Source organism: Streptomyces sp. NPDC030809 (genome assembly GCF_055572195.1).
Genome location: NZ_JBVIDV010000013.1, coordinates 1 through 11,601, shown reverse-complemented (window position 1 = coordinate 11,601; position 11,601 = coordinate 1). Strand labels below are relative to the sequence as shown.

Annotated in this window: 14 protein-coding genes; 6 read left to right on the top strand and 8 right to left on the bottom strand. The window is 74.3% G+C overall.

Annotation, left to right across the window (positions count from 1 at the left end; genetic code table 11):
• Window positions 1-96 precede the first annotated feature (96 nt).
• From ACZ407_RS18490 to ACZ407_RS18475, 4 genes are all read right to left on the bottom strand, one after another.
• Entirely contained in the window at window positions 97-579 is a 483-nt protein-coding gene (locus tag ACZ407_RS18490) for an iron chaperone (RefSeq protein WP_468129371.1), read from the bottom strand.
• A gap of 98 nt (window positions 580-677) precedes the next feature.
• Window positions 678-1,328 carry a VOC family protein gene (locus tag ACZ407_RS18485; protein ID WP_468129369.1) on the bottom strand — a complete coding sequence of 217 codons (651 nt, stop codon included), beginning with the start codon at window positions 1,326-1,328 and terminating at the stop codon, window positions 678-680.
• 5 nt (window positions 1,329-1,333) lie between these two features.
• Complete coding sequence (locus ACZ407_RS18480; protein ID WP_468129367.1) at window positions 1,334-1,876, bottom strand: helix-turn-helix transcriptional regulator; 543 nt, start codon at window positions 1,874-1,876, stop codon at window positions 1,334-1,336.
• Window positions 1,877-1,904: 28 nt separating this feature from the next.
• Window positions 1,905-2,315 (bottom strand): VOC family protein, encoded by a 411-nt coding sequence (locus ACZ407_RS18475; RefSeq protein ID WP_468129365.1) that lies wholly within the window; start codon window positions 2,313-2,315, stop codon window positions 1,905-1,907.
• Window positions 2,316-2,403: 88 nt separating this feature from the next.
• Here ACZ407_RS18475 and ACZ407_RS18470 point away from each other — a divergent pair, with 88 nt between their 5' ends.
• Window positions 2,404-2,946, top strand: a complete 543-nt coding sequence (locus ACZ407_RS18470) for a hypothetical protein (protein WP_468129363.1) — start codon at window positions 2,404-2,406, stop codon at window positions 2,944-2,946.
• Window positions 2,947-2,974: 28 nt separating this feature from the next.
• On the opposite strand, the gene ACZ407_RS18465 is transcribed toward ACZ407_RS18470, so the two are convergent.
• Window positions 2,975-3,841, bottom strand: a complete 867-nt coding sequence (locus ACZ407_RS18465) for an SDR family oxidoreductase (protein WP_468129361.1) — start codon at window positions 3,839-3,841, stop codon at window positions 2,975-2,977.
• Window positions 3,842-3,995: 154 nt separating this feature from the next.
• Between ACZ407_RS18465 and ACZ407_RS18460 the strand changes: the two genes are divergently transcribed.
• On the top strand, window positions 3,996-4,460 hold the full coding sequence (locus ACZ407_RS18460; RefSeq protein WP_468129359.1) for a MarR family winged helix-turn-helix transcriptional regulator: 465 nt from the start codon (window positions 3,996-3,998) through the stop codon (window positions 4,458-4,460).
• 397 nt (window positions 4,461-4,857) lie between these two features.
• Here ACZ407_RS18460 and ACZ407_RS18455 read toward each other — a convergent pair whose 3' ends face one another.
• A complete protein-coding gene (locus tag ACZ407_RS18455; protein ID WP_468129357.1) occupies window positions 4,858-6,105 on the bottom strand; it encodes a sensor histidine kinase in 1,248 nt (415 codons plus the stop codon).
• Between the two features lie 289 nt (window positions 6,106-6,394).
• Here ACZ407_RS18455 and ACZ407_RS18450 point away from each other — a divergent pair, with 289 nt between their 5' ends.
• On the top strand, window positions 6,395-7,024 hold the full coding sequence (locus tag ACZ407_RS18450) for a TetR family transcriptional regulator (RefSeq protein ID WP_468129355.1): 630 nt from the start codon (window positions 6,395-6,397) through the stop codon (window positions 7,022-7,024).
• A 47-nt stretch (window positions 7,025-7,071) separates the two neighbouring features.
• Here the strand turns inward: ACZ407_RS18450 and ACZ407_RS18445 are convergent, their stop codons facing one another.
• Both ACZ407_RS18445 and ACZ407_RS18440 read right to left on the bottom strand, forming a co-directional pair.
• The gene (locus ACZ407_RS18445) at window positions 7,072-7,743 is read right to left on the bottom strand and encodes a ScbR family autoregulator-binding transcription factor (RefSeq protein WP_468129353.1); all 672 of its coding nucleotides are present in this window, start codon (window positions 7,741-7,743) and stop codon (window positions 7,072-7,074) included.
• Between the two features lie 137 nt (window positions 7,744-7,880).
• Window positions 7,881-8,669 carry a response regulator transcription factor gene (locus tag ACZ407_RS18440; protein ID WP_468129351.1) on the bottom strand — a complete coding sequence of 263 codons (789 nt, stop codon included), beginning with the start codon at window positions 8,667-8,669 and terminating at the stop codon, window positions 7,881-7,883.
• 554 nt (window positions 8,670-9,223) lie between these two features.
• Between ACZ407_RS18440 and ACZ407_RS18435 the strand changes: the two genes are divergently transcribed.
• The 3 genes from ACZ407_RS18435 to ACZ407_RS18425 all read left to right on the top strand — a co-directional run.
• Window positions 9,224-10,255, top strand: a complete 1,032-nt coding sequence (locus ACZ407_RS18435) for a ScbA/BarX family gamma-butyrolactone biosynthesis protein (RefSeq protein ID WP_468129349.1) — start codon at window positions 9,224-9,226, stop codon at window positions 10,253-10,255.
• Window positions 10,256-10,281: 26 nt separating this feature from the next.
• A complete protein-coding gene (locus tag ACZ407_RS18430) occupies window positions 10,282-11,217 on the top strand; it encodes an NAD-dependent epimerase/dehydratase family protein (RefSeq protein ID WP_468129347.1) in 936 nt (311 codons plus the stop codon).
• A gap of 244 nt (window positions 11,218-11,461) precedes the next feature.
• A partial coding sequence (locus ACZ407_RS18425; RefSeq protein ID WP_208785519.1) for a biotin carboxylase N-terminal domain-containing protein occupies window positions 11,462-11,601 on the top strand: 140 nt, incomplete at its 3' end.

The following is an 11,601-nucleotide window of genomic DNA, read 5'->3' as shown; positions in this document are numbered from 1 at the left end:
GGCGCACAGCGCACCCGGGCCGGTGCCGTGTCCCGGCCGCCGCGGCGGTTCCGGCGGCGCCCGGACCGGCCTGCGCCGCGGCCGTCCCCTCGGCCCTCAGCCCGCCGCCTTCCGTACCAGCGCCTCGATCTGCTCCTCCACGGCCGCGGTCAGCTCCGCCACGGCGAAGGAGGTCGGCCACAGGGCGCCCTCGTCGAGCGCCGCCCGGTCGCTGAAGCCCAGCGTGGCGTACCGGGTCTTGAACTTGTCCGCGCACTGGAAGTGGCAGACGATCTTGCCGTCCCTGGCGTACGCGGGCATCCCGTACCAGAGCCTGGGCGCGAGGTCCGGAGCGGCGGCCCTGACGATCTCGTGGATCCGCCCGGCGAGGACGCGGTCCGCCTCCGGCATCTCGGCGATCTTCGCGAGCACGTCCTGCTCCGCCGCCGCCTCCTTCTCCGCCCGGGACAGTCCGCGCCGCGCGGCCGCCTTCTTCTCGTCCTGGGCGTGCGCCTTCATCGCGGCGCGCTCCTCGGCGGTGAATCCGTCGTACTTCTCCGCGGCCCGGGCGGACTCGGCGGAGGGCTTCGTGGCGGACATGGCACGTTTCCTTTCGTACGGGGTCGAGCGGCGGGAGTGGGGATGATCCGGGGGGCCGGGGGCCGGGGGCCGGGGGCCGGGCCGGGGCGGCGCGGGCGCTACGCGGCGGCCTCCCAGGCGAAGCCGTCCGGGTCGGTGAAGCTGCCGGCGGTGCCGCCGAGGACGACCCGGTGCGAGCCGCTGCCGTCGACGGGGACGCCGAGGTCCTTGGCCAGGGCCCGGCGCTTGTACAGCGCCAGCTTGGGGGCGGCCGGCCCGGAGGCGTCCGGGGCGGCGGCGAACTCGGCGTACTTGCCGCCGAAGCTCCTGGCCACGGTCAGGCCCCGGCCGACGTAGAACTCCCGGGTGGCCTTCACGCTCTCGACGCCGATCAGCAGGACGATCTCGTCGATCTCGCGGGTCGCGGGACCGGTGTCCTTCTTCGCCGAGGTCGCGATCTTCCAGATCGTGCCGTCCGGGGCCTGCACCACGCCGCTGTAGCCCCAGAGGGACTTCGCGGCGGGCTTCAGGACCGTGGCGCCGGCCGCGACGGCGGCGCCGAAGAAGGCGTCCACGGTGGCCGGGCCGGACACCGTGAGCCCCAGCGTGAAGCCGCGGAAGCCGGTGGTGGGCGCCTCGGACGCCCGCACGCGGACGAGGCCGTCCACGCCGAGGGCGCGGTGGAAGCGGAGGGCGGCCTCGGGGTCGGCCACCTCCAGGGTGACCGAGGAGAGCGAGGCGCGGGCTGCGGGGGAAGCGGTGGTTGCCATGTCCCTCACGCTAGGGGCCGGGCGCCTTCCGGGGCTTCTCGATTCCTGACCGGTCTGGAGACCTGCTTCGCCACGCACGCCGGCATCCCCTCCACCCTGATCGCCGGACCCGCCCCGGGGGCCGCCCCGGCGCCGGCGCCGTCACCGCCGGAGGGGTCGTCCGCCGCCCCCTCCGCCTCCGCCGCCTGGCGCCGGAAGGCCCCGGGGGGCATGCCGACCAGCTCGGTGAAGCGCGTGGTGAACGTGCCCAGCGAGGCGCAGCCGACCTCGAAGCAGACCTCCGTGACGCTCAGGTCGCCCCGCCGCAGCAGCGCCGTGGCCCGCTCGATGCGGCGCGTCATCAGGTAGGAGTACGGGGACTCCCCGTACGCGGCCCGGAACTGCCGGCTCAGGTGCCCGGCGGACATGTTCACCTCGTGGGCGAGCGCCTCCACGTTCAGCGGCTGCGCGTACTCCCGGTCGATCCGGTCGCGTACGCGGCGCAGCCGTGCGAGATCGGCCAGGCGCTGGGCCTCGACCCGCGCACGCCGCCATTCGGCCTGGCACATCGCAAGCCTCCCTCCCCTTCGTCCGGTGTCAGCGCAGTTCCTGGATGCGGACCAGGTTGCCCGCGGGGTCGCGGAACGCGCAGTCGCGGACCCCGTACGGCTGGTCGGTGGGCTCCTGGACCACCTCCGCGTCCCGGGCCTGCACCTTCTCGAAGACGGCGTCGAGGTCCGGGGTGGCCAGCAGGATCCAGCCGTAGGTGCCCTTGGCCATCATCTCGGTGATCGTGCGGCGCTCGGCCTCGGTGATGCCGGGGTCGGCGGCGGGCGGCGCCAGGAGGATCGAGGTGCCCGGCTGCCCGGCCGGACCGACCGTGATCCAGCGCATGGTGCCCTGACCGACGTCGCTGCGGACCTCGAAGCCGAGCACGTCGCGGTAGAAGGCGACCGAGGCGTCCGGGTCGTCGTGCGGAAGGACCGTGGTGTGAATGGTGATGTCCATGGACAGCAGGCTAGAACCGCGCGACCGCGTCGTGGCGTATTCACGGGGGAGATCCTGTACCCCCGGCCCCGCACCCCGAGGAGAGACGATGCGCATCCCCACCGGACCCGGCCTGGCGGTCCTGGCCGCCGCGGCCCTCGCCGCGGCCGGCGGCACCGCGCTCGCCGGGCAGGCCCGCGGCGGGCCGGAGCGGCCTGACGCGGCGGACCTCCGGGAGCTGCGGAGCGTCGCCCGCACCTACCTCGGGCAGCGGGCGGCCGCCGTCACCGCGGCCCGCGGCCGGGTGCCCGCCGAGGTGCTCACCGCGCCCCTGGCCGCCGCCGCGCGCGGCGAGTTCGACGCCCTGGCCGCGCGCGGCCGGGCCCTGCACGCGAGCGGCTCCGGCTACGCGCGCGCGGAGGTGGACCCGGTGGCCGGGGTGGCCGAGGTGACCGGGGACACCGCCACCCTGGTGGCCGAGGAGAGCGCCCGGCTGTTCCACGAGGGCCGGGCGGCGGGCGCACCCCCGTACGAGGGGTACGCGCTCACCCACACGCTCACCTTCGCGCGCGGGGCGGACGGCCGCTGGCGGCTGTCCGGCGACCGCCCCCACGCGGGGCCGGGGGACCTGCCCCCGACCACCCGGCTCTGATCCGGCCCGCGGGGACGCGGCCCCCGGGTCAGGCGGCGACCCAGGCACCCGTCATGCCGAGGACCGCCGAGCCGTCCCCGTCGGCCAGCTTCGTCGCGGTGAACGCCCGGGCCCACTCGGAGGTCTGGATGCGGAAGGCGGGGCGCTCGGCGGTCAGCGCCTCCATGACCGCCTCGGCCGCACCGGCCGGGGTCTGCGCGGCGTCCGCGGTGAACTGGGCGACGGTGCGCTCGACGTAGTGGCTCAGGGCGTCCGCGTACGGGCCGGCGGCCGCGATCTCGGCCTCCAGGTCGAGCCCGATGTTGTTGACGAACTCGGTGGCCACCGCGCCCGGCTCGACCACGGACACGCTCACGCCGAGGGCGGCCGCGACGGGGGCCAGGCTCTCCATGTAGCCCTCGACCGCGAACTTCGCGGCGCAGTAGGCCTCGTTGAAGGGCTGGCCGACGACCCCGCCCACGCTGGTGACGGTGATCAGGCGGCCGCCGGAGGCGCGCAGGTGGGGCAGGGCCGCCTTGGAGACGTTCAGCACGCCGAAGAAGTTGACCTCCATGACCTCGCGGACCTCGGCGACGGTTTCGAGTTCGAGGGTGCCGACGTGCCCGGCGCCCGCGTTGTTCACGACCGCGTCCAGGCGCCCGTAGTCGGCGAGGACCCCGTCCACGGCGGCGGCCACGGAGGCCTCGTCGACGACGTCCAGCTGCCGGACGTCGATCTCCACGCCCGCCTCGGCGGCGGCCTTGCGCAGGGCGCCGGCCCGGGCCGGGTCGCGCAGGGTGGCCACGGTGCGCCAGCCGGCGCGGGCGGCGGCCACGGCGGCGGCCAGGCCGATGCCGGAGGAGGTGCCGGTGATCAGGACGGTGGGGGCGCCGGAGGCGGTGGGCTGGGCGGACATGGGGGGCCTCTTTTCGGGGGGTTCCGGGGGTTCCGGGAGTCTCGGGAGGGCGCGGATCCCGCGGAGGGCGCGGGCCGCACGGAGCAGAAACTATGTGCGTGTACACACACTTTAAATTCATGTGCGTGCACACGCAACCCCTAGACTGGGAGCCATGCCGAAGAAGCTCACCGCAGCCGAGATGCCCACGGCCGACCACGCCTTCTACGGGCTCGTCTGGGCCGGGGCGACGCTGACCGACCGCGTGGACAAGGCCCTCACCAAGGCCCACGACCTCCCCGTGTCCTGGTTCGAGGTGATGCTGTGGCTGGCGGCCAGCCCCGAGCCGGTCCCCGCCTCCACCCTCGGCAACAGCACCCTGCTCAGCCGCAGCCAGGTCTCCCGGGTCCTGGACACCCTCCAGAGCCGCGGCCTGGTGGTGCGCACCCCCTCGGCGCGCGACGCCCGCTCGGTCGAGGTCTCCCTCACGGAGGCGGGGCGCGCCCTCTTCGCCGCCGCGGACGCGACCCGCCGCGAGGCCCTCGCCGCGCCCTTCACCGACCTCCTCGACCCGGAGGACCTGGAGGCCCTGAGCCGCGTCTGGCACAAGCTGAAGGCCGCCAAGGGGTCCCCGCACTAGGCCGTGTCTTCCGGATCTTGCCTGACCCGCGACGCCTGGCACCGCGCCTCGCCGCACTGCGCTCGCTCCGCTCGCTTCGTCTCGGCTCTTCTTGAAGGCCCTTGGATGCCGAGCTGTCGGGCAGACCAAGTACGTCCAGTACGGCGGTCCACCCTCCGCCTTGCGATGCGCTCGGCATCCGAAGGAAGGCTCAGAGAGCCGAGACGGAGTGAGCGCAGCGAACGCAGTGGCACCAGACGCCGCGGGCTTGACCGGCACTATCCGAAAGACACGACCTAGACCGGCGGGCGGATGGCTGCGCCGGCGATCCGACGGCCCTTGAGCGCATCACGATCACCGACCCCGGCCGGCCCGCGGGTGACCTGCCCGACCGTCCGCGACGCGACCGCGGCCACCACTAGCCGCGCGGTCCGAGCGGCAGGTGGATCTCCACGCAGGTGCCGGTCCCGGGGCCGGGGGAGAGGCGCAGCCGGCCGCCCAGGTCCTCCAGGCGCTCCGTCATCGACTGCAGGCCCCGGCCGCGCGCCCCGCCGTCCGCGGGCAGGCCGGCCCCGTCGTCCTCCACCTTCGCGTACAGCCAGCGCCGGGTGGTGCGCACCCCGACCTCGATCCGCTGGGCCCCGGAGTGGGCGATGCAGTTGCGCAGCGCCTCGCGCAGGACGAGGAAGACCTCCTGCCGGTGGCGCTCGGGGGCGGCCCGCTCGTCCCCCGCGATCCGCACGGTGACCTGCGCGGCCGGGCGGGCCAGCGCCAGGAAGGCGTCCAGGGCCTCGGCGAGCGGCGGCAGCTGGGAGCGCCGCCGCAGGCCGTCGGCCAGCGCCCGGCTCTCCTCGGCCGCCTCGTCCAGGGCCCGCCGCGCGTCCGCCAGGTGGGCCGTGCGGGCGGCGCCGTCCGCACCCTCGCGTCCGGCCAGCCCTATGCTGCGCCGGGCGGCGGCCAGGGACCCGCCGAGCTCGTCGTGCAGCTGCCGGGCCAGCCGCCGGCAGTCCCCGCGGCCGCCGTCGCCCTCCCAGAAGCCCGCGCCCGCCTCCCGCATGGCCTCGCCGAGGTGCTGCACCACGGCCACCGCCCGCAGCAGCCCGGTCCCGTTGTGGGCGATCCCGTACTCCAGTACGTGCAGCAGTCCGCACTCGTAGAGCAGCGAGGCGGCGGCCACCAGCTGGTGCGGGGCGGCGGCGGGCGGGGCGGCCGGGACGGGGGAGCCGGCCGGTCCGGGGGAGCCGGGTGCCCCGTCCCCGTCTGCCGCCGCCCCGTCTGCCGCCGCCCCGGCGCCCGCCGCCCCGGCGCCCGCCGCCCCGGCGCCCGCCGCCCCGGCGCCCGCCGCGCCGGCGGTGGCCACCTGCTGGAGGACCCCGCGGGCGAAGGCCTCCAGGGCGGGCCGCACCCCCGGGGCCTCGGCCTCCGCGGGCGACAGCACCGAGGGCAGCCGCTCGGCGAACCGCTCCAGGACCGCTTCGGTCTCCCAGGTCCACAGCACCGGGCCGGTCGCGGCGGGCCCGTGCCCGCCCGGCAGCGCGGGGGCGCGCCGGGCGGCGGCCGCGGCGGCGCTCCGCGGCCGGGTCAGCCGGGTGGCGGCGCGCAGCAGCCCCTCGTTCAGGGCCTCGCTGAAGCCGCTCGCCACCACACCGGCGGTCGCGCTGTCCATCGGGAATCTCCTCGACTTCGGGGTGGCGCTGATGACTTCGCCGAACCTAACAAACAGACCTGTCTGATTGTCAAGCAGTCGCTATTGACGGCGAGTTGATGGGGTGGTGCCGCTGAAGAGGCCGTTATGGCCGGAAGTTGCAGCATCGTGCAGCTGAAAGACCAAAGGATCCGCACCGAGGGCTGTTGAATGAAACAGGCAGGGTTGTACGATTCCACTTGGAGGGAGGCCGGTTGGCCGTGCCCTCGCCTCTGTGTGCCCCCAGCAGGAGAAGACAGGTGCAGTCCTGATGCAGAAGCGGTCCGAGCAGACCCGCCAGGCTCTCGTCCGCGCGGCCGCGGAACTCATTGCGAACGGCTCGTTCTCCGACGCCGGACTCGTGAGCATCTGCCGGCTGGCCGACGTGAGCCGCGGCGCCCTCTACCACCATTTCCCCTCCGTGGCCGAGCTGCTGGCGGAGGTCCTGGCGCAGGCCAGGGCCCGGGCCCTGGTCCTCGCGGAAGAGGCGCTGGCCGGCCCGGCGGACACGGCCGCGGCCCGCTTCGGCATCGCGCTGGGCCGGGCGATGCGCGAGGAGCCCCTGGTCCGGGCGGGCATGCGGATCGGGGCCGACGGCACCGAGGGTCCGTCACGGCTGCGCGAGGAACTCCTGGCGCTGGTGCACGACCGGATCGCCGCAGCCGACGCCGGTGCCGGTGCCGGTGCCGACCGGACCCCGGCCGGGGCCGCGGCGGACGCGGAGCCCGGCACTCCCGCCGACCCCGCGCACCGCGCCGATCTCGCCGACCTGGCGGTGGTGGTGACGGCGGGTCTGGAAACGCTGGGCCACGCCGACGCCACCTGGTGGGACCCCAAGACCAGCGGCCGGATCTGGGACACCCTGCGGCCGCTGTTCACCACCGCCGGCCCGGCGGCCTGAGCCCGGCCCGGCCCCCGGCGGGGTACGGGACCCGCAGCCCCCGGGGGTCAGTGCGCGACCGGCTGCCCCCCGGCCGCGGACGGCACCAGGGCCGCGTCCTCCTCCTCGGGAGGGGCCGGCGGCGGGGCGATCCGCAGGTGGCCGATCATGCCGGGGCTGGTCAGCCCGGGCAGCAGGAAGCGCCAGAGCATGCTGATGCGCTCGGGCAGGTCCCGGCGGTTGGTGTACACCTGCGACATCACCTGCATGCCCGTGAACGAGCCGATGATGATGGACGTCGCCGCGTCCAGGTCCACGCCGGGCAGGATCTCGCCCTGCTCCTGGGCCTGCTTGAGCAGCCCGTGGATGGCTGCCGTGGACTGCTCGTACGGAGTGGTCACCGGGCGCGGGAACGAGGTCTGCTCCACGGCCAGCCGGACCGCGGCGCGCAGCACCGGGTCGCGCTGGAGGCGGAAGGCGAAGCCCATCGTGAGGTCGATGACCGCCTGGAGCTTCACCGGCTGCTCCGGGATGACCAGCGCTTCGCTGTGCGCGGCCACCAGGGCCACCGCGATGGCCTCCTTGGAGGGGAAGTGGTGGTACAGAGCCCCTCTGGTCAGCCCGGTGCTCGCGAGGATCTCGTTGGTGCTCGCGGCGTCGTAGCCGCGGAGGTCGAAGACGCGTGCGGCCGCCTCGAGGATCGAGCGCTTCGAGCGTGTACCGCGTTCCTGTTGTGCCATCCCGAGTCCTTGCACTCAGCTGAATCGAACCGACTTGTCTGCATCCTATGGGGCGGGTAGACGCAACGTCAGCACCGAAGGCCGGGATTCCCCGGGCTGCGGTCCGGCGGCGGCGGACCGGAGCACCACCGCCCGGGTCAGGGGTGGCCGAGACGGAAGCCGACTCCCCGGACGGTGATGATCCAGCTGCTCGAACCGAGCTTGCCGCGCAGGCTGCTGACGTGGGTGTCGATCGTGCGCCCACGGTGTGACCAGGCATCATCCCAGACCTGGGTCATCAGCTGGCGCCGGGAGATGACCGCACCGGGCTGCGAGGCCAGCAGGTGCAGCAGGTCGAACTCCTTGCGGGTGAGGTCCACGGACCGGCCGTCGAGGGTGGTCTCGCGGGTGGTGGGGTCGATGACCAGCGGCCCGTGCTCGATGGTGCGGGCCGCCGCGGCCTGCTGCGGCCGGGACCGGCGCATCACCGCCTCGATACGGGCCAGCAGCTCGCGGAAGCCGTACGGCTTGACCATGTAGTCGTCCGCGCCGGCCTGTAAGCCCAGCACCCGGTCGAGTTCGCTGCCGCGGGCGGTGACGGCGATGACCGGCGTGCTGCCCATCGCCCTGATGCCCCGGCAGACCTCCAGCCCGTCCAGATCGGGCAGGTCCAGGTCGAGCAGGACGAGATCCGCCTGCGCATGCGCCTGGAGCGCCTTTCCGCCCGTGGCCACGCTCTCGGCCAGGTGGCCCTGCCGCAGCAGCCCCTGGACCAGGGCGTCGGCGGCCCGCGCCTCGGGCTCCACGACCAGGACGCGGAGCACCTCGCGCTCCGGGGCGGCGGCCGCCGGGGGAGCGGTGCGCACGGGCACGGGCCGGTGCTGCGGGATGAGGGGGCGGTACCGCTCGGTCCGGGGTTCGAGAAGATCTACGGCCTGCCGGTTCATCTGCTCCTCCTGAGGCGCGGGCGTGGCATCGCGGACTGCGGGCGATGCTCACGCTTGCCGAAGATAGCAAACAGACTTGTCTGATTGTCAATGGATCCTTGAGTGGCGGCGCGTGGCGGCAACGATGACCCGCCAGGTCAGTCTTGCCCGGTAATAGCCGGGTTTCAAAGGGGAGTTGGGCGGCGTGTCGGCTTCCTTCGGGCCCGGGTGGGCCTCAGGCTCGGGATGAGTTCGCCGTCTCTTAGCAGGCAGGGTTGTATGTTTTTCTCGCAACGTCCCAGGTCACCCGGTATGGAAGCCCTGAATCCGGAAGCGGCGCACGTCAGGGCCCTCCTCTGCGGGGGCCGAACGCGCTGCGCCGCGCCGCCCGTTGCGAAGCCGGGCGGTGCCGGCAGTCGTCCGCGCAACTCTTTCCGTGCTAGACCAAACCTTTACTTGAGTAACCGAACCGACATGTCTGTATCTTGGGGCCTGAAAGTCGTCTGCCACGGGGGGTGGCTGCAGGCGTTCGGCGTGCACACCCCTGCCCGGACCAGTCTCAGGGAGTGCCGAACATGACCTTCTCCGCCTCCGCACCGCACCCGTCCAGCAGCACGGACGTCCTGTCCCCGGCCGCCGGCTTAGGCCCGGCGGGCGGAGCCGGCCTCCCGGCCGCAGCCGGCTCCGCATCCCGCCTGACCACCACCGTGCCGCGCGAGTACGTGCACCGGGCGGCCGTCTCCGAAGTCCTGCTCACCGGCTGGGAAGCCGCCCCGGCCGGCCCCGAGGGGTACCCCGAGTCCTTCGTGGTCCGCGCCCAGTGGCCCCGGGGCCACTCCGTCTTCTCCCGGGCCGCCGGCTTCCAGGACCCGATGCTGCTGATCGAGTCCGTCCGCCAGATCGGGGCCCTGCTCTCCCACGCCGAGTTCGGCGTCCCCTTCGGCCACCAGTTCCTGATGTGGGACATCTCCTTCGCGACCACCCCGGACCTGCTCGTCGCCGGCCCGGTCCCCACCGAGCTCGAACTGAGCACCGTGTGCAGCGAAGTGGTCCGCCGCGGCCGTAACCTGGCGAGCATGCGCTACGACGTCACCGCCTCCGTCGGCGGTGTCGCCCTCGCCACCGCGGGCGCCGCCCTCAGCTGCACCAGCCCGGCGGTCCACCGGCGGCTGCGCGGCAGCCGCCCCACCACCGCCACCCCGTACACCCGCGGACCCATCGCCCCCGCCCGGGTCGGCCGTACCGACCCCGAGCACGTCGTGCTCGCCGCCGACCCCGGCGCCGGGCCGCTGGAACACCGCTGGCTGCTGCACGTGGACACCGACCACCCGATCTTCTTCGACCACCCCGTGGACCACGTGCCCGGCATGATGCTCCTGGAGGCGGCCCGGCAGGCCGCGCACGCCTCCACCGGCCTCCCGGACGCCCTCGTCGTCGGCCTCGACAGCACCTTCGCCCGGTACGCCGAACTCGACGCCCCCTGCCGGATCGAGGCCATGCCCGGCCTGCCCGACGCCGCCGGCGACACCCTCGTACAGGTCTGCGGGTTCCAGGAGGACCGCGCCGTCTTCGCCGCCGACCTGGTGCTGCGCCCCCGGACCCGCTGAACCCCTATCGGACAGGAGCGTGTTGCGTGCTTCACACCATGATCACCGGAGCCTCCGGGTTCATCGGCGGCCACGTGGTCCGGGCCGCCGCCCGACGGGACACCGCCCTCACCCTGATGGGCCACCGCCGGCCGCCCGCCGCACCCGGCCGCACCGCCGGCGTCCGCACCGTCACCGCCGACCTCGCCGACCCGCACACCCTGCACGGCGTCTGCGAGGGAGTGGACGTACTGGTCCACTGCGCCTCGCAGATCGGCGGCACCCCCGAGGCCAACGAGGCCGTCAACGACCGCGGCACCACCGCGCTCGTCGCCGAGGCCCGCCGCGCCGGGGTGTCCCGCATCGTCTACCTGAGCACGGCGTCCGTGTACGGCCGCGGCACCTTCACCGGGGTCCGTCCCGAAGGCCTCACCCGGCAACCGGGCTCGCCCACCTCTTCGACCCGCGCGGCCGCCGAGGACGCCGTCCTCGCCGCCGGGGGCGTCGTGCTGCGCCCCCACCTCGTCTACGGCGAGGGCGATGCCTGGGTGGTACCGGGACTCCTCGGGCTGATGCGCCTCCTCCAGGGCGAACTCCTCGGCGGCGAGGCCCTGTTATCGCTGATCTCCGCGTCCGACCTGGGCCGCCTGCTGCTCGGTGCGGCCCTCGCCCCGGCCGGCACCCTGAGCGCCCGGGTGTACCACGCCGCCCACCCGGAGCCGGTGAGCGCGGCCCGGCTGCTGCGGACGGTCGCCGGCTGCGCGGACCTGCCGGGCCCCCGGCGGCAGCTGACGCAGGCGCAGGCGCGCGCCCTGCTCGAAGCCCGCGGGCAGTCCGCGCGCGGTCTGGACATGCTGGCCACCGACCACTGGTTCGACGGCTCCCCGCTGTGGGCCGACCTGGGGGAGGAGCCCGGCCCCGCCTTCGAGGAGGATTTCGCCTCGAACCGGTCCTGGTACGCGGGTGCGGTCCGCGCCGCCTGAATCCCCCCGCCCGCAGGCCCCGGGCGGGTCCGGCGGAACCGGCTGCCGGCGCACACGCCATGATGCAGCCCCTTTTCCGCCGGGTCCGCCCTCTGACGTATTCCTGACCCGCCGCTCACTTCCCCCGGACGTTCCGGCGGCGGCCTGGAAATTCTGACCTACTCCTGAATCCGGTCGTGTTGAATGCGTGCCCGTGAATCGAACACCCTGGTGACTCCGAGAAAGTCACGGGGGAGAGGCTCACGTGCGCAAGGTGCTCATCGCCAACCGAGGCGAAATTGCTGTCCGCGTTGCGCGGGCCTGCCGGGATGCGGGGATCGCGAGCGTTGCCGTTTACGCGGATCCGGACCGGGATGCTCTGCATGTCCGTGCGGCCGATGAAGC

What these genes read in the sequence shown, in the direction of transcription:
- ACZ407_RS18455 (WP_468129357.1), bottom strand. Translation starts at nt 6,105, where the DNA reads ATGGACAGCGCGACCGCCGGTGTGGTGGCGAGCGGCTTCAGCGAGGCC.
- ACZ407_RS18485 (WP_468129369.1), bottom strand. Translation starts at nt 1,328, where the DNA reads ATGGCAACCACCGCTTCCCCCGCAGCCCGCGCCTCGCTCTCCTCGGTC.
- ACZ407_RS18480 (WP_468129367.1), bottom strand. Translation starts at nt 1,876, where the DNA reads ATGTGCCAGGCCGAATGGCGGCGTGCGCGGGTCGAGGCCCAGCGCCTG.
- ACZ407_RS18460 (WP_468129359.1), top strand. Translation starts at nt 3,996, where the DNA reads ATGCCGAAGAAGCTCACCGCAGCCGAGATGCCCACGGCCGACCACGCC.
- ACZ407_RS18445 (WP_468129353.1), bottom strand. Translation starts at nt 7,743, where the DNA reads ATGGCACAACAGGAACGCGGTACACGCTCGAAGCGCTCGATCCTCGAG.
- ACZ407_RS18465 (WP_468129361.1), bottom strand. Translation starts at nt 3,841, where the DNA reads ATGTCCGCCCAGCCCACCGCCTCCGGCGCCCCCACCGTCCTGATCACC.
- ACZ407_RS18475 (WP_468129365.1), bottom strand. Translation starts at nt 2,315, where the DNA reads ATGGACATCACCATTCACACCACGGTCCTTCCGCACGACGACCCGGAC.
- ACZ407_RS18490 (WP_468129371.1), bottom strand. Translation starts at nt 579, where the DNA reads ATGTCCGCCACGAAGCCCTCCGCCGAGTCCGCCCGGGCCGCGGAGAAG.
- ACZ407_RS18470 (WP_468129363.1), top strand. Translation starts at nt 2,404, where the DNA reads ATGCGCATCCCCACCGGACCCGGCCTGGCGGTCCTGGCCGCCGCGGCC.
- ACZ407_RS18440 (WP_468129351.1), bottom strand. Translation starts at nt 8,669, where the DNA reads ATGAACCGGCAGGCCGTAGATCTTCTCGAACCCCGGACCGAGCGGTAC.
- ACZ407_RS18450 (WP_468129355.1), top strand. Translation starts at nt 6,395, where the DNA reads ATGCAGAAGCGGTCCGAGCAGACCCGCCAGGCTCTCGTCCGCGCGGCC.
- ACZ407_RS18435 (WP_468129349.1), top strand. Translation starts at nt 9,224, where the DNA reads ATGACCTTCTCCGCCTCCGCACCGCACCCGTCCAGCAGCACGGACGTC.